A 24,450-nucleotide genomic window follows, 5' to 3' on the forward strand; every position below is an offset into this window, starting at 1 on the left:
TCCCAGTCGCTTCTAGGGCCTACCTAGGGAGGTGCACGTGCTGAAACAGCGACTTGAGTTGAACGCTCGCGCCGCGATCGAGCGTGCCCTGGAGGGGGCGCAGTCCGAGGACTCCTTCGTGGAGTTCAAGACGCAGTGGCCGATCGACCACGGCAAGGCCGCCCGCCAGATCGCCGCGCTGTGCAACGCCGCGCGCGGGTCGGAGGCCATGTGGATCGTCGGCGTCGACGAGAAGGGCCGCTACGTCAAAGGCGCGCTGGCCGAGGAGCTGTCGAGCTGGTGGCCCCGGGTCGAGAGCCACTTCGACGGCGTGGCACCGGGTCTGACCACCGTGGCGTTCGACTGGGCGCGCGGCCGCACGGTCGTGGTGCTGAGCCTGCAGACCGACAACGCGCCGTACGTGTTCGTCACGAAGAAAGAGCCCTACAGCAGGGAAATCCCGTGGCGCTCCGGTGAGCGGACCCGCTCCGCGCGCCGCAGCGAGGTGCTGGAACTGCTGGTGCCCAAGCTCGACATGCCCGGCTGGGAGTTCGTCAGCGCCCGCGCGACGCTGAGCCAGCACTCGCCGACGCTGCGGTTCGAGGGCGACCTCTACCTGGAGACGAACCAGCCGTTGTCGTTGCCGCACCACAGATGCCACTCGTACGCGACGTACGGGCTCGACAGCGAGACGGTCGACCTGGCGTTCAGCTTCCGCACCAACACGCGGGACGTGCGGGCGGTCGAACGCGTCGTGCGCGTCGCGGAACCGGCCGTGCTCCACGTCAGCGCGGACGCGGACGTGGAACTGGACGCGTTCTCCGACCTCTGGGACCTGCACTGGCACCTCGTGCTCGGCCTCGGCCTGAGCGGCGAGGAGATCAGCACCAGCGTGCGCCTGACGACGGACGCGGTGCCGCCCAACCAGTTCACCCGCAGGGTCTGGTCGGCCCTCAAGCCTTGAGGCGCTCGACAGCGGCCGCGACTCGCTCGTCGGTGGCCGTGAGCGCGATCCGCACGTGCTTCTCGCCGGCCGGTCCGTAGAACGTGCCGGGGGCCGCGAGGATGCCGCGGTCGGCCAGCCAGGAGATGGTCTCCCAGGCGTCCTCACCGCGCGACGACCAGAGGTAGAGCCCCGCCTCGGAGTGCGACACGGTGAACCCGGCCGCCTCCAGCGCGGGCTTGAGCACCTCACGCCGGGCCAGGTACCGGGAGCGCTGCTCGGCCACGTGCTCGTCGTCCTCGAGAGCGGCGCGCATGGCCTCCTGCACCGGCCGCGGCACGATCATGCCGGCGTGCTTGCGCAGTTCGAGCAGGCCCGCGATCAGCTCCGGGTCGCCGGTGACGAACCCGGCCCGGTAGCCCGCGAGCGACGAGGACTTCGACAGCGAGTGCACGGCGAGCACACCGTCGAAGGAGTCCACAACGGACGGATGCAGCACCGACACCGGTGAGGAGTCCCACGGCAGCGCGAGGTAGCACTCGTCGGACGCCACGACCGCGCCGACCGCGCGTGCGGCGGCGACGGCGTCCCGCAGCTGCTCGGCCGACAGCACTCGGCCGGTCGGGTTCGACGGGGAGTTCAGCCACACCAGCTTCGTGCCGGCGGGCGGCAGTTCCCCGTCGGCCAGGCGCACGACCTCGGCCCCCGCCATCAGCGCGCCCACCTCGTAGGTGGGGTACGCGACGGCGGGCACCGCGACGACGTCACCCGGCCCGACACCGAGCAGGGTGGGCAGCCACGCCACGAGCTCCTTGGAGCCGATCGTGGGCAGCACCGCCGCCTCCTCGACCCCGACGATCCCGTACCGGCGCTCCACCGCGGCGACGAAGGCCGCACGCAGCTCGGGAATGCCGTGGGTGGTCGGGTAGCCGGGGATGTCGGCGACCGACGACAACGCGGACTGGATCACCGCGGGAACCGGGTCGACAGGGGTGCCGACCGACAGGTCGACCACGCCACCGGGGTGCTTGCGCGCCTTGGCGGCGTGGCCTGCCAACAGGTCCCACGGGAAGTCCGGCAGCGCCGGGCCTCTGCGTTGAATGATCAATGCCCCTCAGCCTGCGGCGCGAGCACCTTCACGAACTCCGGGTCGGCGCTGACCTTGCCGACCTTCGACGCGCCACCGGGCGAGCCGAGCTCGTTGAAGAAGTCGACGTTCGCCTTGGTGTAGTCCTTCCACTCGTCGGGGACGTCGTCCTCGTAGTAGATGGCTTCCACCGGGCACACGGGTTCGCAAGCGCCACAGTCCACACACTCGTCGGGGTGGATGTAGAGCATCCGGTCGCCTTCGTAGATGCAGTCGACAGGGCACTCTTCGATGCAGGCCTTGTCGAGCAGGTCCACGCACGGCTGGGCGATCACATAAGTCACTGCGCTCTCCAACTTCATCGGTCACACCGCGCAAGCCGGAGAGTACGCGGCACGTTCGAGTATCACCCGGTCAGGCTTGCCTTAGCTGTGCGGTGTGCCACGTCACAACTCCTGACCGGAAACTCCCTCGCCAACATAGTCAGGATGGACGTGTGCACACCGTGGATCACCTGGAATCACTCTGCGCGCGAGCATGGCCCGTCCTGGCAGAAGTTCCGCTTGGAGACTGGTTGATGCGGGCCGCCGACGGCTTCACCGGCCGCGCCAACAGCACGCTGACCTGCGGCGACCCCGACGTCCCGATTCCGGACGCGTTGAGGGCCGCTCAAGAGTTCGCCCGCGAGCACGGCATCAAACCCACCGCTCACGTGATCAAGGGCTCATCGCCCGAACCCGAGATGGCCGCCGCGGGCTGGACCGTCGACCTGGACCACCCCGGCGGGGCCGAGTCGCTGGTGATGACCGGTCCGCTGGAGAAGTTCGCCGACGGCGTAGCCGAGAGTCGTGATCTTCCCGGATGGTGGGAGCTCACGGCCGGATCCGAGGTCTCCGCCGCCCAGCGGCACGTCCTCGGCAGCGGCGGCAACGTCTGCTTCGCGTCGATCACCGAGGACGGGGTCGTGATCGCGGCTGTGCGGGGCGCCGTGGTCGAGGACGTCCTGCACGTCGCCCGGCTCGCCGTGCGGCCGTCACATCGCCGCCAGGGCCTCGCACGGCGGCTCATGGGCGAGCTGGCGGGCTGGGGACTGGAGCAGGGCGCCACGACGTGCGTGCTGCAGGTAGCCGAGCACAACGAACCGGCGATCCGGCTGTACGAGGAACTCGGCTGCACCGAGCACCACCGCTACCGCTACTGGATCCCGGCGGTCTCGTAGAGGCCCGGCCGGTTGGCCGCGTTGCGCGCCATCACGGCCCCCACGGCCACCGCACCGGTCAGCGCGCCACCGGCGAGCAACAGCAGGCCGCGCCAGTCCTGCAACAGCAGGACGGGGCTGCCCGAGGCGTAGCCGGGCTCGAAGTAGCCGAACACCATCAGCGTCAGGAACCAGACGAGCAGCGGCAGCGCGGCGGAGAAGACCCGTTCGGACAGCGAGGCCGCCCACGACACCAGCAACGGCGTCGTGACGGCGGCCACCACGATGGTGATCGGGAACGGCCAGTCCCCGAGCCTCGGCAGCAGCGTGCCGTCGAAGCGCAGGGGCAGGAACATCGTTTCCAGCACGGCGAGTGCTGCTGCCTCGACGCACAAGAGCAGCAGGAAGAAAACTCGCCAGCTACCGGTCACCCAGTCCTCCGAAAAGATCTACCTCCGCGCCGGTCGCGGAGCCCTTGGCGAGCACGTAGTACTCGGCACCGACCAGCGGCTGCGCGATGTCGTTCGACAACGCGTACCCGCCGTCCCACACACTGACCTGCGTCGAGTGTGCACGCAAAGCGCGGCGCTTGGCCGTCAGGTGCTCCGACACGTCGACAACCGTTGTGATCTCTTCATCCGGCGTCACCGGGAGTTCGCCTGGCTCGGGCAGCCGGAACGCCTCGGGGACGTTCTCCAGCGCGGCCACACCGGCGTTCGTGGCGTCGCGGGACGTCACCGCGTAGAAGACCCGCTCGACCTCGGAGACCTGCGCGCACGCGGCGACCGTGATCTCGTGCGCGCGGATGTGGTCGGGGTGGCCGTAGCCGCCGAACGCGTCGTAGCTCACGACGACCTGTGGCTTGACCTCGCGCAGGATCTCGACCAGTTGGGCGGTCTGGTCTTCGAGCGATCCCTGGACGAACGCGCGCGGCTTCGCGTTGGACGGCACGTCGACCATGCCGGAGTCGCGCCAGCGGCCGATGCCACCGAGGAACCTGTGGTCCGTCACGCCGAGCGCGGCGCAGGCCGATCTCAGCTCGCCCACGCGGTATCCGCCCAGCTGGTCGGCTGCGTCGGCGGCGAGGTGCGCCAGCGCGGGCGGGATGATCTCGCCCTCTTCCCCCAGCGTGCAGGTGATGACCGTGACGTGCGCGCCGGCCGAGGCGTAGCGCGCGATGGTGCCGCCGGTCCAGAGACTCTCGTCGTCCGGGTGGGCGTGCACGAAGAGCAACCGTGGTGGGGCAGTCAGCGTCACCGAATCAGAGTAAAGGCCGCCCTCATCAGTTGATAAAGGCGGCCTTTGCTAAACATCTCACTTGGTCGGCGAGGCTTCTAAACGACCGAACGTTCCTCGGCGAAATGGCAGGCGGACAGTGTTCCCTCCGGTCCACCACGCCTTTCCAGCTTCGGTTCTTCGGTGGCGCAGATGTCCTGGGCCTTCCAGCACCGGGTGCGGAAGCGACACCCCGACGGCGGGTTGACCGGCGACGGCACGTCACCCGTCAGAACGATCCGCTGCCGCTGACGTTCCTTCTTCGGGTCCGGCATCGGCACCGCGGACAGCAACGCCTGCGTGTACGGGTGCATCGGCTTGCCGTAGATGGCCTCCCGCTCGCCCATCTCGATGATCTTGCCGAGGTACATGACCGCGACCCGGTCGGAGATGTGCCGCACCACCGAGAGGTCGTGCGCGACGAACAGGTACGCGAGCCCGAGCCGTTCCTGCAGCTCCTCCAGCAGGTTCACGACACCGGCCTGCACCGAGACGTCCAAAGCGGACACCGGCTCGTCCAGCACCAGGAACTTCGGGTTGAGCGCCAGCGCGCGGGCGATGCCGATGCGCTGCCGCTGACCGCCGGAGAACTCGTGCGCGTACCGGCTGCGGTGCTCGGGGTTGAGCCCGACGAGCTCCATCAGTTCGTTGACCCGCCGCTGCACGCCACCTTCGACACCGTGGATCACCAGCGGTTCCGCGATGATGTCGTTGACCTGCCACTTGGGGTTCAGCGACGCGTACGGGTCCTGGAACACGATCTGGATGTCCCTGCGCAGCGGCCGCAACTGCTTGGCGCTCATGGACGTCAGCTCGCGGCCCTCGAACTTCACCGAGCCGGAGGTCGGCTTGTGCAGCTGCAGGATCGCGCGCCCGGTCGTGGACTTGCCGCAACCGGACTCGCCGACGAGGCCGAGCGTCTCACCGGGGTGCAGCGTGAACGACACCCCGGACACGGCCTGCACCGAACCGGTGTTGCGCGGGATGATGCCCTTGCCCCGCACGGGGAACTCCTTGACGAGGTCGGTGACCTCCAGCAGTGGCCCGGTCACTTCGCCTCCTCGTCTTTCAGTTCCGTGAGCAGAGAGCCGTGCACGGCGGTCACTTCGAGCGACTCGTCGGGGTTGGCGATGGCGAACGCGGCCGGGTTCTCCACCGTGCCGATCTCGTCGTGCAGGAACAGCTTCTGCGGCTGCTCGATGGTCGCCAGGTGCTCCCAGCGGTGGCACCGCGTCTTGTGGTTCGCGGCGCCGGCCTCCTCCAGCAGCGGCTCCCACTCGTGGCACACCTCGGAGACGAGGGGGCACCGCGGCGAGAACGAGCAGCCGGTCGGCAGGTTCACCAGCGAGGGCGGCGCGCCCTTGATCGGGGTGAGCCGCTTGCCCAGGGTGGCCGGGTTCGGGACCGAGCCCAGAAGTCCCACCGTGTAAGGCATCCGCGGCCGTTCGAAGACGTCGTCGACCGGGCCGGACTCGACCACGGTGCCGCCGTACATCACCTGCACGCGGTTGACCATGCCCGCGACCACGCCGAGGTCGTGCGTGATCATGACGATCGCCGCGTCGGTCTCGGTCTGGATGCGCAGCATGGTGTCGAGGATCTGCGCCTGCACCGTCACGTCGAGCGCGGTGGTCGGCTCGTCGGCGATGATCACGCTGGGGTCGTTGATGATCGCCATCGCGATCACCACGCGCTGCCGCATGCCGCCGGAGAACTCGTGCGGGTACTGGCTCGCCCGCTTGTCCGGCTGCGGGATGCCGACCAGTTCCAGCGACTCGATCGCCTTGGCCCACGCCGCCTTCTTGGAGACGTTGTGGTGCGCGCGATAGGTCTCGGCGAGCTGCCAACCCACGGTGTAAACGGGGTTCAGCGACGTCATCGGGTCCTGGAAGATCATCGAGATGTGCTTGCTGCGGAACGGCTGCATCTGCTTGTAGCTGCGGCCGTTCAGCTCCTCACCGCGGTAGCGGATCGAGCCGTCGATGACCGCGTTCTTGGGCAGCAGCCCCATGATCGCCATGGAGGACACGGACTTGCCGGAGCCCGACTCGCCGACGATGCCGAGCACGTCGCCGGCGTTGAGGTCGAACGAGACGTTGCGCACGGCGCGGACGTCGCCGTCGTCGGTCGGGAAGGTGACCGACAGGTCCTTGACCGACAGCAGCGGTGCGGTGGTGTTGGAGGGCAGGAAGTCCTCCGACAGTTCGGAAACAGAGGTCATCAGGCACGCACCTTCGTCTGCCTCGGGTCGAACGCGTCGCGCAGGCCGTCACCGATGAAGTTGACGGCCAGGGAGAGCGACACGAGCACGATGAACGGACCCCAGAACAGCCACGGCCGGTTCAGGAACTGCCCGTAGTTCTCCAGCACGATCACGCCGAGCGAGGTGTCCGGGGGCTGGACGCCCAGTCCCAGGAACGACAGCGCGGCCTCGGTGAGCACCGCGGACGCGATCGCCAGCGTGGCGTTGACGGTGATGCTGCCGATCATGTTCGGCACGAGGTGCTTGAAGATGATCCGCGAGGTCGAGGCGCCACAGGCCCGCGCCGCCTCGATGAACTCCCGCTGCGCCAGGGAAAGCGTCTCACCGCGCGTGATGCGGGCGATCTGCATCCAGGCGAACGCGGCGAGCACCAGCGCGACGACGTACCAGCTGCCGGAGAAGCCCTTCACGACGATCGCGGCGACCGCGATCTGCGGGATGATCAGCAGCAGGTCGACCAGGCGCATCAGCGCCGTGTCGACGAAACCGCGCAGATATCCCGCCAGGGCGCCGAACGTCACGCCGATCGCGGTCGCCAGCGCGGCCACGATCAACGCGATCTGCAGCGAGTAGCCGGTGCCGCGCATGAGCAGCGCGAGCATGTCCTTGCCGACCTGGGTGGTGCCGAGCGGGTGGGTGCCGCTCATCGGCTGGTAGGACTTGCTGGTCACGTCCTCGAAGTCGTAGGTCCAGATGAACGGGCCGACGAACGCGAACAGGACCAGGAAGACGAAGACGCCGAGGCTCACCATCGCGAGCCGGTGGCGCAGGAAGCGCCGCAGGACGAGCTGGCCCTGGGTGCGGGTCTTGGACGCGTCGAACTCGTGGGAATCTGACTGGGGAGCGCTGTTCACCACTCCGCCCTCGGACGCCAGGTTGATGTTAGCCAAGGCGAATCCTAGGGTCGAGGATGCCGTACACGACGTCGGCGATCAGGTTGAACAGCACGATCAGAGTGGCCGTGATGGCGAGCCAGCCCATCAGCATCGGCGGGTCGAACTGCCGCACGGAGTTCACCAGCAGCGTGCCCATTCCGGCCCAGCCGAACACGGTCTCGGTGATGATCGCGCCGGAGAGCACGCCACCGAAGTTCAGCGAGAACAGCGTGGCCACGGGGATCAGCGCGTTGCGGAACGCGTGCCGGAAGATCACGCGGCTCTGCGAGATGCCCTTCGCCCGCGCGGTGCGCACGAAGTCCGAGTGCAGGATCTCGAGCATCGAGGCGCGTTCGAACCGGCTGTACGCGGCGAAGCTGATCAGCATCAGCGCGACCGTCGGGAGCAGGAACGTGCCGGTGTACTTGAAGATCACTTCACCGAAGCTGCCGCTGAAGCCACCCGGCCGGGGGCCCGCGGTGGTGAGCCAGCGGTCCAGCCCCATCGACTCCAGGACGTTGTTGAACTGGATGCCGTAGTTCTTCACGATGACCGCGACGCAGAAGATCGGCATCGAGAACATGAGGAACGCGGTGCTGGTGGCGAGGTAGTCGAAGATCGAGTACTGGCGCACGGCGGCGAGCACGCCGACCGAGACACCCAGTGTCAGAGCGAGGAGTTCGGCGCCGATGACGAGGCGGCCGGTGGTCCACAGCGCGTCGGTGACGGCCGGGAAGACAGCGGTCTTGGCCTGACCGAGGGCGATGCTCTGGCCCCAGTCTCCCGACAGGAAGTCGGTGAGCCAGTTCCAGTAGCGGATGATCACGGGCTTGTCGAGGCCCAGGGAGATCTCCGCGGCCTTGATGTCGGCTTCGGTGACACCGGGCCGGAATCGCATTTCCGCCAACGGGTTTCCGGCGGTCGCGACGAGGACGTAACAGGCGAAGCTGCCGATCAGCAGGATGGGTATGGAGATCAGCAGGCGCCGGATGATGTAGCGGATCACGGGCGGGCTCCTAGGGGGCAACCCGGCTCGGGCGGGGCCGGACTCGTGGTCCGGCCCCGCCCGGTCAGGCGTTGCGCACTTCAGCTGATGAGCTAAGGCGATTTACTTGGTCTGCCACTCGTTGGCGTTCCACAGCGCGCCGTAGTAGCTCTGGAAGTACACGCGGTCGAGACCCTTGAAGGCCCACATGTTCGGCATCTGGAACAGCGGGAGCGAACCGTAGGCGTTGGCCAGCTCGGAGTCCGCCTCGGACCAGTACTTCAGGGACTCGGCGATCGCGGTCTGCGAGACGGCCTGCTTCATGGCCTCGTCGGCCTTCGGCACGGTCAGGTTCTGCCAGTTCTGGCCACCACCGGTCTCGTAGATCGACTTCTTGCCGCCCTTGAACGGCGAGCCGGACCACGCGAAGAGAGCGACGTCGTAGTCACCCGCGGAGACGCGCTCGTCGAGGAAGTTCGGGTCGGTGTCGTCCTTGACCTCGATGCCGGCTTCCTTGCACTGGCCCTGGATCAGCTCGACGGTCTGCTTGCGACGCGGGATGTCGGTGTGGCTGATCCGGAAGGAGGCGCGGACGCCGTCCTTCGCGAACACGCCGTCGGCGCCCTGCGCCCAACCGGCGGCGGTCAGGATCTTCTTGGACTCGGCCGCGTCACCCTTGGCCTTGTCCGCGTAGACGTCCTTGTAGCCCTCGTCCTTCGGGAAGAAGATGAGGCTGCCCATCGGCTTCGCGTCGGCCTGGACCTCGCTGATGAGCTTGTCGATGATGTCCTGGCGCTTGACGCACATGAAGAAGGCCTTGCGGATCTCCTCCTTGGCGAGCACCGGGTTCTTCATCTGGATGTCGAGGTGCTCGAACGACAGGCCGGGGCCCGCGCCGAACGTCACGCCCTGGGCGTTGAGGCCCTTGAGCTTCGTGGCCGCGTTCGCGTCCGGCTGGGCGAAGGAGTTGACGGCGAGCTCACCGTTCTCCAGTGCCTGCGCCTGCGCGACGGGGTCCGGGATCGCCTTGAGGACGATCTTGGCGGGACCACCGGGCTTGCCCACCCACTTGGGGTTGCGCTCCAGCGTCACCGACTGGTTCGGCTCGAAGCCGGTCAGGACGTAGGAACCCGCGCCGGGCATGAGGTCCTTGGTGAAGCCGTTCCACTTCTCGTTCCAGAAGTCGGCTGCCTTCTGGATGTCCGCGGCGGCGCTGTCCTTGTTGAGCTTGGTGATGTCCGCGACGCCGGCGTTCTTCTCGAGGATGTGCGCCGGGAGGACGTCGTTGTTGAACATGTCCTCGTAGTCCGGGTACGGAGCAGAGAACGTGCCGACGAACGTCTGGTCGTCCTTGCACTCACCGGTCATGAGGTCGTACCCGGTCGTGCCGGCCGGCTTGAAGTACTTGCTGCCGTCGGCCTTCTTCGAGGAGTTGCTCTGCGTGAACCACGCCATGTAGAAGTCGTCGCAGTCCCAGGCCTCGCCGTCGGACCAGCTGACGCCCTTCTTCAGCTTCCAGGTCACGACCTGCGGAGACTTCGAGGTGACCTCGACGGACTCCATGACGTCCTTGTTCAGGATGACCTTGTTGTTGCCGTTCAGCAGGTGCGCACCAGGCTGCACGAGCGTCAGCGCGAACGTGTTGTAGGACTGGTTGGCGTCCTCCGTCGCGTTGTTGTACGAGGTGAACGGCTTGTCGGTCGACACGACGACCTGGTCGCTCTGCTTCGTATCCGGCGCGGTGTAGCCGTCCGCGGACTCACCGCGGGCAGTCGCCATCTCCGCGACAGTGGCGTCGCCACCGTCCGCGTCGCTGGTTCCGCCACCGCCACCACAGGCACCCAGCACGAGAGACGCGCTGGCAACCAGCGCGATCGCCGGAAGTGCTTTGGTTCTCCTCATTGACACGTGCCCTCCTAGCACTGGGCGGCCGTGGCCAGGTCGGCATGCACGCCCATAACCGAGATGTGCCATACGCGCCCCGAACCGGCACATCGTGGGCAGCACGGTAAGAACCCGTTGAGGTGGCGGTCACTACCTGAGAGGGGGATCGTGACCCAATGGAAACAGGTTGTTGCACGCCGCAATGGCCCGATTACCGGGCGCCAGCGTTCGTTGACCGGGCGAGTGAAATTCTGTCAACGAGAACGGCCGAACGTAGCAACACGAAAAGGACTCGCGCAACGGATTTCCCACCCGCCGCTACTTGTCGAGACGCCGCCATTCGGGTGCACCGCTGAGCACGCCCGCCAGGGGTGCCCCGGTGTCGACGCCCGAAACCGTCGCCGGCAGAACTCCGAGCAGATCGACGATCTGGAACAGGGGTACCGAAACGGCCTGGGCCGCGATCAACGGCTCGACGCGGGCCAGCACGTCGGACACCAGCGTCTTGCCGTTCAGCGCGGCGTCGATGTCGGCCTGGATCGCCGGGTCGCAGAAACCCGCGATGTTCTGCGGGCTGGGCGTCGCCCCGTCCGGAGCGTCACCGGCACACCCGTACTCGCTCGCGAGCGCCGCCGCCGAGTCACCGGCGTCCACTCGGGGCACGACGGCGATGTCGATGTCCTTCTCGGTCAGCTGCTTGCTGAAGAGGTCCTCGGCCGGGGGCGTGACGACCTCGGAGTCGATGCCCCGGTCCTTCAGCTGGGCCTTGATCCGGTTCGCGATGCCGACGTACGGCTCGACCTTCTCCGGCGCCGCGATCCTGAGCTTCAGCGCCTTGCCGGCCTTCTGCCACTCGGTGCCGGCCTTCACGTACCCGGCCTCGGTCAGCAGCTGGTCGCTCGCCGCCGCGTCGAGCGTGTTCGCGGTGATCGTCTTCACGTACCCGGCGCGACTGGGCGGAACCACGTACGAGTCGGCCCGGAACGGCGTGCTCGGCCCGCTCTGCGTCCCGGACGCGATGAGCGCCTCGCGGTCCAATGAGGCCACGATCGCCTTGCGCGTCTTGACGTCCTTGAGCTGCTCGCTCGCGGGCCGCAGCAGCACCTGCACGACCTCGTTGCGCGGCACGGGTTTCGTCGTGACGTTCTGAATCGCCTGGAACAGGTTCACGTCCGCGGCGTCAGCCCGCAGCAGCGCGGCCTGGTTGTCGCCTTTGGACAGTGACTCGGCCATCGCGCTGTGCGTGGCCCTGCGGATCACGACCCGGTCGAGCGTCGTCGGCACCTCCCAGTACCGATCGCTGCGCTCGAGCACGACCTCACCGCGCGGCTCGTCGAGGCTGCGCACCTGGAAAGGCCCTGCGGTGGCGGGAAAGCCGGTGGACAGCACGTTCGACCACGTACCGGGCGCGTCCTTGAGCAGGTGCGCGGGCAACAGGTTCGAGAAGAGGCTGCGCCACCCCGGGAACGGCTTGCCGAACGCGACCTCGACGACCTTGCCGCCCTCACGCGCGCTGATGTTGTTGATGAGCCGGTAACCTGCCGGATCCACCACACCGGGCTCGGTCCGCATACGCTGCCAGAGGTAGTAGAAGTCCTCGGCGGCGATCGGAGCGCTGTCCGACCAGCTGGCGTCCTTGCGAATCGTGTAGGTGACCGTGAACGGCTCTGCCTTGGTGACCTTCGCGCTCACCATGAGGTTCCGGTCGAGCTGCGGAGCGCCGTCGTTGCCGGGCCGGAACGGACTGGGCAGCACCAGCGAACTGAGCGCCGTCGTGATCGGACTCTGCGCCGCGAGGGCGTGCGGGTTGTAACCACCCGCCACGTCGTCCACGCCCACCACGATCTCGGTGACCTTGGGCCCCGTGGTCGTGATGACAGGCGCCTCGGACTTCGCGACCAGGGGCGGAGGCGGCGCGTTCGTGCACGCCGCGGCTGTGCCGCACAGAACGGCAGCAGCAAGCACTCCCCCGAGTCGCCTCATGGTCCTCACATTGCCAGAAGGTTGGTGGTGGCGTTCGGGCAACCCAGGATTTGTCACCCGTGCCACTGAAGGACGTGCCGCGCGGTCGCGGGGTTGCTCGCCCGGTGGGTACTACGGCTCACCTGGTCGGGTGGTTCGACCTGGATACCGTGCGGTTGTGGTGGCGAAACCCTTCCGGCGCAGGTGTGACGCGGCGTTCGCGGACGGCAACGCGCAGGGCCTGGGTTCGGGCCGGCCGCGCTCCGCTGGGGCGAGGCTTGTTCAGGCGTCCGGAAGTGTCAGACCTGCTCGGTACGTTGGGTCGCGGGGGACCCTGACTCCAAGGGGACCCTTGCGTGAGCGCGCCCGCGTCCGTTCTCGCCACCGGCGCCCACGCGGGCACCCACACGCCCCCACACACGACGAAGGGCGGCCAGGCCATCGGCCCAGCCGCCCCTGTCGGGCGTTACGTCAGCGTCGTGCTCAGCCGCGCGCCTTGAGACGCGAGCGCTCGCGGCCGCGCAGGTTCGCGTCCAGCGTGACCTTGCGGACGCGGATGACCTCCGGGGCCACCTCCACGCACTCGTCGGACGCGCAGAACTCCAGCGCCTCCTCCAGCGAGAGCTTGCGGGGGCGGGCCAGGGTCTCCATCACGTCGGCCGTGGAGGAGCGCATGTTCGTGAGCTTCTTCTCACGGGTGATGTTGACGTCGAGGTCCTCGGCGCGCGGGTTCTCGCCCACGACCATGCCCTCGTAGGCGTCGGCGCCCGGCTCCACGAAGAAGGTGCCGCGGTCGGCCAGCTGGATCATCGCGTAGGCGGTGATGGAGCCGGTGCGGTCGGCGACCAGGGAACCGTTGTGGCGGGTGCGGATCTCGCCGGCCCACGGGGCGTAGCCCTCGGAGACGGCGTTCGCGATGCCGGTGCCGCGGGTCTCGGTGAGGAACTCGGTGCGGAAGCCGATGAGGCCGCGCGACGGGACCACGTAGTCGAGCTTGATGCGGCCCGTGCCGTGGCCCGACATGTTCTCCATGCGGCCCTTGCGGTTCGCCAGCAGCTGCGTGACGGCGCCGAGGTGCTCCTCGGGGCAGTCGACGGACAGGCGCTCGAACGGCTCGTGGATCTTGCCGTCGACCGTGTGCGTGACCACCTGCGGCTTGCCCACGGTGAGCTCGAAGCCCTCGCGGCGCATCTGCTCGACCAGGATGGCCAGCGCCAGCTCGCCGCGGCCCTGCACCTCCCAGGTGTCGGGACGCTCGGTCGGGAGCACCTTGACGGACACGTTGCCGACGAGTTCGGCGTCGAGACGCGCCTTGAGCACGCGGGCGGTGAGCTTCGTGCCGCCGTTGCGGCCGGCGAGCGGCGAGGTGTTCACACCGACCGTCATCGAGATGGCCGGCTGGTCGACCGTGATCCGGTCGAGCGGCACCGGGTTCTCGGCGTCGGCCAGCGTGTCACCGATGGTGATGTCGGAGATGCCGGCGATGGCGACCAGGTCACCCGCACGAGCGAACTCGGCCGGGACGCGGTCCAGCGCCTCGGTGATGAGCAGCTCGGTGATGCGGACCTTGACCGGCTCGCCGTCCTCACGGCACCACGCCACGGTCTCGCCCTTGCGCATCGTGCCCTGGTGGATGCGGCACAGCGCGATACGACCGAGGAAGGTCGAGGCGTCGAGGTTCGTGACGAGCGCCTGAAGCGGGCCGTCGACGTCGACGTGGGGAGCCGGAATGTGGTCGAGCAGCACCTGGAACAGGACGTCCAGGTTCTCCTCGTCCGGCTGGCCGCCGTCCTCGGGCTGGTTCAGCGACGCACGACCGGCGCGCGCGGAGGCGTAGACGACCGGCAGGTCCAGCACGGACTCGTCGGCGCCCACCTCGGTCGCGAGGTCGAGCAGCAGGTCGTGGGCTTCCTCGACGACCTCGGAGATCCGGGCGTCGGGACGGTCGACCTTGTTGACCAGCAGGATCACCGGTAGGCCGGCCGCGAGCGTCTTGCGCAGCACGAAGCGCGTCTGAGGCAGAGGGCCCTCGGACGCGTCGACCAGCAGGACGACGCCGTCGACCATCGACAGCGCGCGCTCGACCTCACCGCCGAAGTCGGCGTGGCCGGGGGTGTCGACCACGTTGATGATCACGTCGCCGTCCGGCGTGTGCCTGCGCACAGCCGTGTTCTTGGCGAGGATCGTGATGCCCTTCTCGCGCTCGAGCTCGCCGGAGTCCATGACCCGGTCGACGAGCTCGGCACGCGCGGAGAAGGCGCCGGACTGGCGCAGCATCGCATCGACCAGGGTGGTCTTACCGTGGTCGACGTGCGCGACGATCGCGACATTTCGCAGGTCAGTTCGCGTCTGAAGGGCAGACGCGGTGGCCGTGGGCACGCGGAACTCCTAGAGCTTCGAAGGCGTTGGAGGGGCTCGCGCCGGACACGTCGATGCGCAGGGCCGTTACCAATACTACCGGCTGCGTCGCCATTACCACACAAGACTGCCAGTGAACTGAGCCTCACCTACTCTAGCGAAACGTGTCGGAGTGGAGTGCAACCAGTGGGTAAAAAGCTCAAGAAGAAGTGCTGCCGGTCGAAGCCCCAGTGCAAGCGCTGCCCGGTCCCGTTCCTGCTCAAGGAGCGTGACAAGGCCCGCAAGAAGGCTGCGAAGAAGGCCGCGAAGGCAGCCAAGAAGGCGTTGAAGAAGGCCGCTTGAGCACGGCCGAGGTCCGCGCACATCTGGACAGGGCCCTAGAACTTCTCCAGCTTCACTCGATCGAGAGCGCTCAGGCCCTACTGGCCCGCCCTGCGTGCCGAAGCTCACGTCGCTGTCGCCTCGGCGAACGGGCCTGAGGACACCTATGGAGCGATCCGTCACGTGATCGCCACCCTCGGCAACCCACCCACCTGATCACGGGCCGGCGCGCGGCCTCGTCTGCGCGGAAGACCGTTCCGGCCGGTCGGTTGATCGGGCTGACCGGGCGGTTGGCCGGACCGGCTGGCCAGTTGGTCGGACCAACCGGTCAGTTACCTGAGCCGACCGACCAGTTGGTTGAGCCGACCGACGAGTTGACTGAGCCGACTGAGCCGTTGGCTGGAGCGACTAACCAGTCGGCCGGGCTGACCCACCGGTTGGCCAGGCTGACCAGACGGTTACTCGAACCAACCAGTCGGTTACTCAGACCAACCGGTCGGTCGACTGGGGCAACCGGGTGGTTGCTTCTACGCGAGACCGACTCCCGCAACGGTGGGGCGTACGTCTCCGCCGGCCTCAGCTCCTGCGCGGCCTGATCGCGGGCGGCCCGACCGGGTGGGTGGTGGACCTGCGCGGCAACCGGGGCGGCGACATGCACCCGATGCTCACGGTGGTCGCGCCGCTGCTCGGCGAGGGCGAGAGGGGCAGGTTCATCGGGCCGGACGGTGACGCGTCGGGCTGGGGAGTCCGCCGCGGCCACGTCTACAACGGCGGCAAGACGGCGTTCCGGTGGCGAAGAATCCCGCCAGCGCGGACCGAACCGGGGCCGGACGCACGGCAACGAGCCGATCGCCCCGCACGAGCCCGTGAAGAACCACGCGAAGAACCCAGACGACACCCACGATCGCGTGCTCGACACCGCGATCGCGTGGCTCGCCGCAAGGCCCTAGTGCTGGAGCACGGCCTCGTTGAGCTTCACGAGCTCCGGCGCCGTCCGAGTCGCCTCGAACTCGCAGATCTCGTACTTCACCAGTTTCTGCTCGGCCCACGGGTCCGTGGCGAGCAGCGCCTCGAGCTTGCCCCGGGGCATGGGGCGCGTGATGATCACGCCGCCCGTCCTCGGTACTTGGCGCCCCGAGGCGAGGAACAGGCCTCGCTCGTACTGCTTCTCGACCCAGGCTCGGTGGTCGGGGAGGGCGTAGTCGATCTGTTCCAGTGGCGCGGCGTACTTCAGCAGCACGATGAACATCCTTCGACGGTAGCCCTATACTGGGTTACGTGCGCACTCTGAACGCCTTCTGGTGGGCCGCCTTCAGGCGGCCGGAGTAGCTGCGCGCAGAAACCACTGACGCGTACCCAGGCCGCCCCGACGGGCGGCTTTTTTGATGCGTTCGTGCCGGGGCGGTCCTAACGAAAGGACCACCACCATGATCCGGCTCTCCGCCATCACCCCGTCGGGCCAGCCCACCTTGGGCAACTACCTGGGTGCGCTGCGCACGTGGGCTCGTGAGGGCACGCACGAGGACGTGTACTTCATCAGCGACCTGCACGCGATGACGTCGTCGCACAATCCACAACGCCTGCGATCCCTGACGCGTGAACAGCTCGCCGTTCTCATCGCGTCCGGCATCGACCCGGCGAGCGTGTGCGTGCAGAGCGATCTGATCCGCGAGCTGGGGGCGTTGAACTGGGTCCTGGAGTGCACCTGCACCTACGGCGAGGCGGCGCGCATGATCCAGTTCAAGGAGAAGTCGCTCGGGCGCGAGTCGGTGCGGCTGAGCCTGCTGACCTATCCGGTGCTGATGGCCGCGGACATCCTGTTGCAGGGCACCGCGGAGGTCCCGGTCGGCGAGGACCAGCTCCAGCACGTCGAACTGGCCCGTGCGCTCGCCCGGCGGTTCAACCACGCGTATGGCGACGCGTTCATCGTGCCGACCGCGGTGGTGCCGAAGGTGGGGGCGCGCATCAAGGACCTCTCGGACCCGGCGCGCAAGATGGACAAGTCGGCGCAGAACTCCGCGGGCGTCGTCTTCGTGCTGGACGAGCCGGACCTGGTGCGGCGCAAGGTCCGCAGGGCCGTCTCGTCCACCGACGGCATCGCGAACCTGGCCGAGATCCTCAGCTCCTGCACCGGGAAGGAGCCGGAGGACTACACGAGCCGGTTCTCCGAGCTGAAGGACGTCGTGGCCGAAGCGGTGATCGAGGAGCTCAAACCCGTGCGCGACCGCACGCTGGAGCTCCTCGCCGACCCCGCCGAACTGGACAGGATCCGGGAGGCCGGTGCGGAACGGGCCCGCGACCGCGCCCAGCACCGGCTGAACGCGGCCCTGCGCCTGTCCGGACTCAGCTGAGGAGCGAGTGAAGGGCCGGCACCAGCACCCGGTCCGCTGGCAGCCAGTCCAGACCGGCCAGCTCGTCGGCGGTGAGCCACCGGACAGCGTTGTGCTCCAACGCTTCCGGCTCGCCGTCGGCGAGCTCAGCCGCGAAGATCCGCAGCACCAGGTCCTTCTTCAACGGCACGTCCGGCCCGATCTGCTCGCCGACGACGACCGTCGCCCCGAGCTCTTCCACGCACTCGCGCACCAACGCGTCGGCGGGCTTCTCGCCGGGCTCGACCCGGCCGCCGGGCAGTTCCCACTGGCCCGCATGGCTTTCCGGGTAGGACCGCTGCTGCGCCAGCAACCGTCCATCCCGGACGATCGCGGCCCCTACGACGACCCGGGCCGTGCGCAGCTCCTCACACCGCCGCGCGAGCAACGCCGAACGCTTCTCCAGCACCCGCAACGCCATGCCGCGCCCGACCGTCATGTCCGCGAACCGCCCGACGACGCCGCGCACGGAGGTCCAGCTCACCCGGTCGATCACCATCGTCCCGGCCCCGGTCACGACGAGATCCGTGTGCAGCTCCAGGAAATCGCCGGAAGCAGACACACCGGACAGGTCAGCACGGGTGACCGTCAGCCGGACTCCGAACGGCCCGACGAGCACCTCTCCTAGACACAGCAGGGGTCCCGGGACGCGAACCCCGAACCCCGTGATCAGCGACGTGTCCAACAGGGCACCCGCGACAGCGGAAACAGGCGCGTCGACCAGCGCCGACGCTCGCAACTCTGGCACCAGAGCTTGCTACCAGGACGGCCAGCGGATCTCCAAACGCGCACCACCGGCAGGTGACTCCGCGGCACGGACCGACCCGCCGCGCCGCCCGACGAGGTGCGACACCAGCGCGAGCCCCAGACCGAACCCGCCGGAGCGGCGCCCGCGGTCCTCCTCCACCCGGTAGAACCGGTCGAACACCTTCGTCCGGTGCTCGGCGGGGATCCCGTGCCCGTCGTCGTCCACGAGCAGCCGCACGTCCCGCCCGACCGGCACCAGCGTCAGCGTGATCGTCGAGTACGCGTACCGGGCGGCGTTGCGCAGCAGGTTGTCCAGCACCAGCTCGACCTCGGACCGGGTGGCCGACACCAGGCACGCCGACGGCGGCGCGGTCAGCCGGACCAGCAACTCCGTGTCCAGCCGGGAGATCGCCGCCTCGGCCTCCAGCACGAGGTCCACCGCCTCCGCCCGCCCCGGCACCCCGGTGTCCGCCCGCGCCAGGATCAGCAGCGACTCCACCAGCGCGCTGAGCCGGATCGACTCCTCGACCACCGACTCCAGCACCTCGATCGAGAAGTCCGGATCCGGATGTGCCACCGCGACCTCGGCCTGCGCCCGCACCGACGCCACCGGCGAACGCAACTCGTGCGCCGCGTCGCCCGTGAACCGCCGCAACCGGTCAGAGGCCTCGTCCCGCCGAGCCAGCAACCCGTTCAACGCCTCGGCCAGCGCCTGCAACTCGTCCCGCGCCAACGGCACCGGCAGCCGTTCCCCGTGCGGCAACTCCCCCGCCGCGACCCGCATCCGTTCGACCGGCCGCAACGACGACCGCACCGACAGCCAGGTCGCGATCCCCACCAGCCCCGCCACCAGCACCGCCGCGAACGCCAGCCAGCGCGTGCCGAGCGTGTTGGCCTTCCCGTAGCCGAGCAACGTGCTCGCGTAGACCTCCAGACGAGGCGACCCGTCCCCGGCGAACACCACCTGCCCGCGGAACCTGAGCGCGGACTCCCCCTCCATCCGCAGCACGGGCTCGCCGGACCTCAGGGCCCGGATGTCCTGCGCTGTCAACGGAAGCGGCGGCTGCCCGTCCACCGGCGCCCCGGACACGTCCAGCACTCGCGGCGGTGACTTCTCCAGTTCCTGGTCCACGGCGGTGATCTGGATCAGCCCGATCAACGCCGGCGCCAGCCCGGTGAACGCCAGCAGGCACAGCAACGCCACCCCCGTGGCCACCACGGTGATGCGGAAGCGCAACGTGCGCCGCAACCACCAGCGGCGAGGGTTCACTTGTTCCCCAGCGCGTTGTCGAGGTCAGGGGTCGACGCGATGTAGCCGTGTCCACGAATGGTCCGCACGACCTCGCCGGCCCCCACGGCGTCCAGCTTGCGCCGGAGATATCCCACGTAGACCTCGACCGCGTTGCGGGTGGCGGCCTGCTCGTCGCCCCAGACGGTCCGCAGCAGTTCGTCCTTGGTCACCACGGACCCCGCCCGTGACGCCAGCACGTCGAGCACCGCGTACTCGCGCGGCGACAGCGACACGTCCTGCCCGGCCCAGCTGACCTCGCGCAGCCCGCGGTCGATCACCAGGTGCCCCAGCGTCAGCCTCCGGCGCGCCCCGCCACCGCGCCGCAGCAACGCCCTGACCTGCGCGACCAGCACCACGAAGCTGAACGGCTTCACCAGATAGCCGTCGGCGCCGAGGTCCAGCCCGTCCGCCTGGTCGACCTCGCCGTCCTTCGCCGACACCATCAGCACGGGCGTCCGCACCCCGTCGGCGCGCATGCGCTGCAGGATCCGGTACCCGGACAGCCCAGGCAGCATGATGTCGAGCAGCACCACGTCGAACGCCCCGGTCAACGCGACCCGCAGCGCCGTGGGCCCGTCGGAGGCGGTGACGACCTCCATGCCCTCCGCCGTCAGGCCACGTTCCAACGCCCGACGCACGCCGACTTCGTCGTCCACGACCAGCACCCGAGGCTTCACGGGTCACAGCATGCCGCGCACGACTCTCAGCCGCGCGCAAGATCTCAGCCGACTCTCAGAAAGCACTCTGCACGGAGCACAAAACCGCAGGTGGGAGTAGTCTCAGCACCATCTCAGCAACCCACCACCAAGCTATGAGCACAAGCCCTTGGAGGAGGGGACCACTGATGAACAAGCGAAAGGTGACCCTGGCCGCTGCGGCGGCCGGAGTGATCACCGGAGCGACAGGCCTGAGCCTGCTCGCCATGCCGGCGGGTGCGGGCCAGCCGCCGTCCCTGCCTGATGTGTCCGCGGAAACGCTCGTCGAGCAGGTGCTGACGAGCAACCCGAGTGCGTTCGGCGGAACCGTGGAGGTCGACAACAAGCTCGGTCTCCCGTCGATCGCGGAAATCCCGCAGCTCGCCGACGGCAAGCACAGCGCGCGGATCTGGACGGACGGCAACGGCAAGTTCCGCGCCGCCCTGCCGAACGGCCAGTCCGAGCAGACCATCGTCGACGACGGCACGACCACGTGGTCGTGGAACTCCGCCGACAACGAGGTCACCAAGTCCGAGCACAAGGCCGACCAGCCGAAGCCGGACGCGGGCAAGGCCGAGACGATGGATCCGGCCGCGGCGGCCAAGCAGGTCGTCGGGCTGACCAAGGAGTTCAGCGACATCAGCGTCGACGGCACCGCGCGAGTCGCGAACCGTGCCGCCTACGAGCTCGTGCTGACCCCCAAGGCCAGCGAGAAGACCCTGATCCGCGAGGTGCGGATCGCGGTCGACTCCGAGCTCAAGATGCCGCTGCGTGTCGCCGTGCTGACCAACGGCACGAGCGAGCCGGTCGGCCTGGTCGGCTTCAGCGAGATCAACGTCGGCCCGCAGGACTCGAAGCTGTTCGAGTTCACGCCGCCCGCCAACGCCAAGGTCACCACGCCGGAGGCCAAGGAGGAGAAGGGCCGCGACCGCATGCCCGAGATGGGCATCGAGCAGGCGCTGCAGGGCAAGGACCCGCAGATCTTCGGCACCGGCTGGGACACCGTCGTCGGCGCGAGGATTCCGGCGGAGGCCATGACCCAGGTGCCCGCCGAGGCGCAGGGCATGGTCGACCGGTTCACCAAGAAGGTGAGCGGTGCCTGGGGTAGCGGCAAGATCTTCAACACGAAGGTCGCCACGGTCCTGATCGCGGACGACGGCCGTGTCGTCGCGGGCGCCGTGCCCGAGCAGGTCCTGTTCGACACGATCGGACAGGTGAAGTGACCACCTCGACCAGCGCGCCGGTGACAGCGCCGTCGAAACACGCTGTCGCCGCGCGGACCAAGGGTCTGCGCAAGGAGTACGGGAGCACGGTCGCCGTGGACCGCGTCGACCTGGAGCTGCCGGAAGGTGCCGTGCTCGGCATGCTCGGGCCCAACGGGTCCGGCAAGACGACCACGATCCGGATGCTGCTCGGGTTGGTCCGCCCCACGCAGGGGGAGATCGAACTGCTCGGCCAACGTCTTCCCGACGGAGCCGAGCAGGTGCTGCCGCACGTCGGCGCGCTGGTCGAGGGTCCGGGGTTCCACCCGTTCCTGAGCGGGCGGGAGAACCTCGTCAGGTGTGCCGCGTTCGAGCCTCTGCTGCCCCGCAAGGAGATCAAGCAGGCGGTGGAGGACGCGATCGAACGCGTCGGGCTCGCGCAGGCGGCCCACCGCAGGTACCGGGGGTACTCGCTCGGCATGAAGCAGCGTCTCGGCCTGGCCGCGGCGCTGCTCGTGCCGCGCAAGCTCGTCGTCCTCGACGAGCCGACCAACGGCCTCGACCCGGCCGGCACGCGGGAGATCCGCAAGATCATCGCGGACCTGCACGCGTCCGGCAGCACGGTGATGGTGTCGAGCCACCTGCTCAGCGAGGTCGAGGCCACCTGCACGCACGTCGCGGTGCTGCACCGCGGAACCGTTGTGGCACAAGGAGAGCTGACCGAACTGCTGCAGGCGGGCGGTTCGGCGCTCCAGGTGATCACACCGGACGTCGAGAAGGCGCTGAGCGCGTTGCGGCAGGCCAAGATCTCCGCCCGGCCGCTCGGTGACGGCCTGCGGGTCGAGCTCGCGGGGACGAGCGCGCCGCAGGTGATCGAGACGCTCGTGCACGGAGGCGCCCAGGTCTACGAGGCGACGCGCTGGAAGACCGGTCTGGAGGAGCTGTTCGCGCGGCTCACCGAGGCCGAGGAGGCCGAGCGCGGGATGTCCGCTGTGGACACTCTGGACGGGGGACGGCGATGATCACGCGTCAGTTCGGTTCCGAGGTGCGCTGGATGCTGCGCAGGCCGCGGACCCTCATCGGGTTGTTCGGCCTGATCCTCGTGCCGATCATCATCAGCTTCGGCATCTGGACCGCCGGCGAGGACGGTGGCGGCGGGCCTGGCCTCGCCGCGATCATCGAGGGCAACGGCATGGTCGTGCCGATCTTCACGTTGTTCCTGTCGCTCAACCTGTTGCTGCCGCTGGTGGCGTCGATCTGGGCGGCGGACGGCCTGGCGGGCGAGGCCCAGCACGGCACGTTGCGCAGCCTGCTGGTCGCGCCGGTGTCCCGTGTGCGGCTGCTGTTCGTGAAGCTGTTCGGGCTCACCGCGATGTCGCTGCTGGCCGTCACGCTGATGGCCGTCGTCGGCATCATCGCCGGCACCGCGTTCCTCGGCTCCGACGGCATGGCGACGCTGTCCGGCACCACCCTCTCGACCGGAGAGGGCCTGGTGCGCATCGGTTTGTTCATCCTGCTGGTGACGTTCCAGATGGTGTCGATCGGCGCGGTCGCCCTCGCCGTCTCGTCCGCCACCGAGCACCCGCTGGTGGTGCAGGCGGCGACGATGGTGACGATCATCGTGTTCCAGGTGCTGGGGCAGTTCAGCTCACTGGACTGGCTGCACCCGTTCCTGATCACGACCGGGTTCCCCGGGCTGATCGACGTGATGCGCGACCCGATCCCGTGGGGGCAGATCGGCGACAGCACGTTGCTCGCCGGGTGCTACCTGCTGATCGGCACCGGGCTGGCGGCGATCCGCCTGATCACGAAGGACAGCTAGCAGCTTGTCCGCATAAGGCCGGCGTTGCTCGCCGGTGGCGAATCCCGGTAGCGGCTTCGATCCGTACAGGTCGTCGCCGCTGTACCGGGGGATGACGTGGACGTGGAAGTGCCACGCGTCCTGGCCACCGGCGGGCTCGTTGTGCTGGCGGGTGGAGATCCCCTCGCAGCCGTACGCGTCCCGCATCGCGACGGCGATCTCGCGAACGGCGTCGTGCACGGCGTGGCCGTACTCGGCGGGCAGGTCGTAGATGTTCTCGTGGTGCGCGTTGGGGATCACGATGACGTGGCCGCGGTTGGCGGCCCACCAACCGGACGCGACGAACGCCGTGGCTCGTTCGGTGCGCAGCACGACGTCGCTCTGGCTGTCGATCTCGGTCTCCCCGCCGGCGAGCAGGAAGCAGAACGGGCACTCGTACCCGTCCGGTGCGTGACTGATCACCGCCGGAACCCGCCCTCGCTGTTGAGCACCTGACCGGTGATCCACGCGCCGTCGTCGGTGCACAGCCAGGAGATCAGCCGAGCCGCGTCGTCCGGTTCGCCCCAGCGCTTCGCCGGCATCCGCTCGTTCACGAAGTCGGTCAGCTCGGGCCCGGCCCAGCCGGTGTCGGTCGGGCCGGGGTTCACCGCGTTGACGGTGATGCCCCGGTCCGCCAGCTCGTGCGACAGCGTCGCGACGATCGCCGCCAGCGCCCCCTTCGAGGCCGCGTAGGCGATCTCGCCGGGCATCGGGCCGAGGTTCTGGCCGGACGTCAGGAACACGACCCGTCCGCCGTCGGCGCTGGTCCACTGGCGGGCAAACGCTTGCGCCAGCAGGATCGACGAGCGGGTGTTCACCGCGTAGTGCTCGTCGAGCATCGCGGCGTCCAACGAGCCCAACGGGCCGTCGCCGCCAGACCGCGCGTGGTTGCACACCAGGACGTCGACACGTCCGCAGGCCTCGACAGCCGCGGCCATCAGCTCGTCCGGTGCGTCCGGCCGGGCCAGATCCACGCCCAGGCCTTGAGCGCCGAGGTCCGCCAGCACCTCGTCCACCGAGTCCGCGCCCCACGGCTGTGAGGCGTCGTGCGCGACGTGGTGCTGCACGAACAGATCGAAGCCCAGGCCGCGTAGCCGGGACGCGATCGCGTAGCCGATTCCCTGCCGCCTGCTCACGCCCGTGACGAGCGCGACCCGTCCCCCATGAAGTCCCATA

The 24,450-nt window shown here is 68.7% G+C and carries 24 protein-coding genes and 1 pseudogene; 7 read left to right on the top strand and 18 right to left on the bottom strand.

Annotation, left to right across the window (positions count from 1 at the left end):
- Positions 1–37: 37 nt before the first annotated feature.
- Positions 38–943 carry a hypothetical protein gene (locus tag ACH413_RS22685; protein WP_319980231.1) on the top strand — a complete coding sequence of 302 codons (906 nt, stop codon included), beginning with the start codon at positions 38–40 and terminating at the stop codon, positions 941–943.
- Here the strand turns inward: ACH413_RS22685 and dapC are convergent.
- Together dapC and fdxA are read right to left on the bottom strand one after the other, a co-directional pair.
- The gene (gene dapC / locus ACH413_RS22690; RefSeq protein ID WP_396425148.1) at positions 933–2,024 is read right to left on the bottom strand and encodes a succinyldiaminopimelate transaminase; all 1,092 of its coding nucleotides are present in this window, start codon (positions 2,022–2,024) and stop codon (positions 933–935) included. The genes ACH413_RS22685 and dapC overlap by 11 nt on opposite strands.
- Positions 2,025–2,026: 2 nt before the next feature.
- A complete protein-coding gene (fdxA, locus tag ACH413_RS22695) occupies positions 2,027–2,353 on the bottom strand; it encodes a ferredoxin (protein WP_030480843.1) in 327 nt (108 codons plus the stop codon).
- Positions 2,354–2,586: 233 nt separating this feature from the next.
- On the opposite strand from fdxA, the gene ACH413_RS22700 reads away from it, so the two are divergent.
- The gene (locus ACH413_RS22700; RefSeq protein WP_360037768.1) at positions 2,587–3,228 is read left to right on the top strand and encodes a GNAT family N-acetyltransferase; all 642 of its coding nucleotides are present in this window, start codon (positions 2,587–2,589) and stop codon (positions 3,226–3,228) included.
- Here the strand turns inward: ACH413_RS22700 and ACH413_RS22705 are convergent.
- The 9 genes from ACH413_RS22705 to typA form a co-directional block, all read right to left on the bottom strand.
- Positions 3,204–3,638 carry a hypothetical protein gene (locus tag ACH413_RS22705; protein ID WP_360037771.1) on the bottom strand — a complete coding sequence of 145 codons (435 nt, stop codon included), beginning with the start codon at positions 3,636–3,638 and terminating at the stop codon, positions 3,204–3,206. The two genes, ACH413_RS22700 and ACH413_RS22705, sit on opposite strands and share 25 nt — an antisense overlap.
- Positions 3,628–4,464, bottom strand: coding sequence for an N-acetyl-1-D-myo-inositol-2-amino-2-deoxy-alpha-D-glucopyranoside deacetylase (mshB, locus tag ACH413_RS22710; RefSeq protein ID WP_360037773.1), 837 nt, complete (start codon positions 4,462–4,464; stop codon positions 3,628–3,630). Before mshB ends, ACH413_RS22705 begins: the two co-directional genes overlap by 11 nt.
- A gap of 77 nt (positions 4,465–4,541) precedes the next feature.
- Positions 4,542–5,534: a dipeptide ABC transporter ATP-binding protein gene (locus ACH413_RS22715; RefSeq protein WP_360037776.1), complete on the bottom strand. Its 993-nt coding sequence runs from the start codon at positions 5,532–5,534 to the stop codon at positions 4,542–4,544.
- Complete coding sequence (locus tag ACH413_RS22720; protein ID WP_360037779.1) at positions 5,531–6,703, bottom strand: ABC transporter ATP-binding protein; 1,173 nt, start codon at positions 6,701–6,703, stop codon at positions 5,531–5,533. Before ACH413_RS22720 ends, ACH413_RS22715 begins: the two co-directional genes overlap by 4 nt.
- The gene (locus ACH413_RS22725; RefSeq protein ID WP_396425139.1) at positions 6,703–7,635 is read right to left on the bottom strand and encodes an ABC transporter permease; all 933 of its coding nucleotides are present in this window, start codon (positions 7,633–7,635) and stop codon (positions 6,703–6,705) included. The genes ACH413_RS22720 and ACH413_RS22725 overlap by 1 nt, the downstream gene beginning before the upstream one ends.
- On the bottom strand, positions 7,628–8,626 hold the full coding sequence (locus tag ACH413_RS22730) for an ABC transporter permease (protein WP_360037782.1): 999 nt from the start codon (positions 8,624–8,626) through the stop codon (positions 7,628–7,630). Before ACH413_RS22730 ends, ACH413_RS22725 begins: the two co-directional genes overlap by 8 nt.
- A 102-nt stretch (positions 8,627–8,728) precedes the next feature.
- Positions 8,729–10,507 carry an ABC transporter family substrate-binding protein gene (locus ACH413_RS22735; RefSeq protein ID WP_360037785.1) on the bottom strand — a complete coding sequence of 593 codons (1,779 nt, stop codon included), beginning with the start codon at positions 10,505–10,507 and terminating at the stop codon, positions 8,729–8,731.
- Between the two features lie 300 nt (positions 10,508–10,807).
- Entirely contained in the window at positions 10,808–12,472 is a 1,665-nt protein-coding gene (locus ACH413_RS22740; RefSeq protein ID WP_360037788.1) for an ABC transporter family substrate-binding protein, read from the bottom strand.
- A 462-nt stretch (positions 12,473–12,934) separates the two neighbouring features.
- A complete protein-coding gene (gene typA, locus ACH413_RS22745; protein WP_360037791.1) occupies positions 12,935–14,830 on the bottom strand; it encodes a translational GTPase TypA in 1,896 nt (631 codons plus the stop codon).
- Between the two features lie 165 nt (positions 14,831–14,995).
- Between typA and ACH413_RS22750 the strand changes: the two genes are divergently transcribed.
- Entirely contained in the window at positions 14,996–15,151 is a 156-nt protein-coding gene (locus tag ACH413_RS22750; RefSeq protein ID WP_162185756.1) for a hypothetical protein, read from the top strand.
- Positions 15,152–15,706: 555 nt separating this feature from the next.
- Here the strand turns inward: ACH413_RS22750 and ACH413_RS22755 are convergent.
- Together ACH413_RS22755 and ACH413_RS22760 are read right to left on the bottom strand one after the other, a co-directional pair.
- The gene (locus tag ACH413_RS22755) at positions 15,707–15,844 is read right to left on the bottom strand and encodes a hypothetical protein (RefSeq protein WP_360037793.1); all 138 of its coding nucleotides are present in this window, start codon (positions 15,842–15,844) and stop codon (positions 15,707–15,709) included.
- A gap of 232 nt (positions 15,845–16,076) precedes the next feature.
- Complete coding sequence (locus ACH413_RS22760) at positions 16,077–16,379, bottom strand: YciI family protein (protein WP_285643463.1); 303 nt, start codon at positions 16,377–16,379, stop codon at positions 16,077–16,079.
- Between the two features lie 178 nt (positions 16,380–16,557).
- On the opposite strand from ACH413_RS22760, the gene trpS reads away from it, so the two are divergent.
- Positions 16,558–17,481, top strand: coding sequence for a tryptophan--tRNA ligase (gene trpS, locus ACH413_RS22765; protein ID WP_360037796.1), 924 nt, complete (start codon positions 16,558–16,560; stop codon positions 17,479–17,481).
- Here trpS and ACH413_RS22770 read toward each other — a convergent pair.
- Genes ACH413_RS22770 through ACH413_RS22780 form a run of 3 tightly spaced genes read right to left on the bottom strand, consistent with a single transcriptional unit; the run spans position 17,474 to position 20,214 of the window.
- Complete coding sequence (locus ACH413_RS22770) at positions 17,474–18,247, bottom strand: (deoxy)nucleoside triphosphate pyrophosphohydrolase (protein WP_360037799.1); 774 nt, start codon at positions 18,245–18,247, stop codon at positions 17,474–17,476. The two genes, trpS and ACH413_RS22770, sit on opposite strands and share 8 nt — an antisense overlap.
- A gap of 9 nt (positions 18,248–18,256) precedes the next feature.
- Complete coding sequence (locus ACH413_RS22775) at positions 18,257–19,516, bottom strand: ATP-binding protein (RefSeq protein ID WP_360037802.1); 1,260 nt, start codon at positions 19,514–19,516, stop codon at positions 18,257–18,259.
- Positions 19,513–20,214: a response regulator transcription factor gene (locus ACH413_RS22780; protein ID WP_360037805.1), complete on the bottom strand. Its 702-nt coding sequence runs from the start codon at positions 20,212–20,214 to the stop codon at positions 19,513–19,515. Before ACH413_RS22780 ends, ACH413_RS22775 begins: the two co-directional genes overlap by 4 nt.
- Positions 20,215–20,381: 167 nt before the next feature.
- Here ACH413_RS22780 and ACH413_RS22785 point away from each other — a divergent pair, with 167 nt between their 5' ends.
- The 3 genes from ACH413_RS22785 to ACH413_RS22795 are packed head-to-tail and all read left to right on the top strand — an operon-like array spanning position 20,382 to position 23,256.
- Positions 20,382–21,455, top strand: a complete 1,074-nt coding sequence (locus ACH413_RS22785; RefSeq protein ID WP_360037808.1) for a hypothetical protein — start codon at positions 20,382–20,384, stop codon at positions 21,453–21,455.
- Complete coding sequence (locus ACH413_RS22790) at positions 21,452–22,456, top strand: ABC transporter ATP-binding protein (protein ID WP_360037811.1); 1,005 nt, start codon at positions 21,452–21,454, stop codon at positions 22,454–22,456. The genes ACH413_RS22785 and ACH413_RS22790 overlap by 4 nt, the downstream gene beginning before the upstream one ends.
- Complete coding sequence (locus ACH413_RS22795) at positions 22,453–23,256, top strand: ABC transporter permease subunit (RefSeq protein ID WP_360037814.1); 804 nt, start codon at positions 22,453–22,455, stop codon at positions 23,254–23,256. The genes ACH413_RS22790 and ACH413_RS22795 overlap by 4 nt, the downstream gene beginning before the upstream one ends.
- A 90-nt stretch (positions 23,257–23,346) precedes the next feature.
- Here ACH413_RS22795 and ACH413_RS22800 read toward each other — a convergent pair.
- Together ACH413_RS22800 and ACH413_RS22805 are read right to left on the bottom strand one after the other, a co-directional pair.
- Positions 23,347–23,760: pseudogene (locus ACH413_RS22800) on the bottom strand (HIT family protein); the annotation flags it as partial.
- Complete coding sequence (locus tag ACH413_RS22805) at positions 23,694–24,449, bottom strand: SDR family oxidoreductase (protein WP_360037817.1); 756 nt, start codon at positions 24,447–24,449, stop codon at positions 23,694–23,696. The gene ACH413_RS22805 and the pseudogene ACH413_RS22800, both read right to left, overlap by 67 nt.
- Position 24,450 lies beyond the last annotated feature (1 nt).

Source organism: Lentzea sp. NPDC020367, from assembly GCF_044387305.1.
In the GTDB taxonomy this organism is placed as follows: Bacteria; Actinomycetota; Actinomycetes; order Mycobacteriales; family Pseudonocardiaceae; genus Lentzea.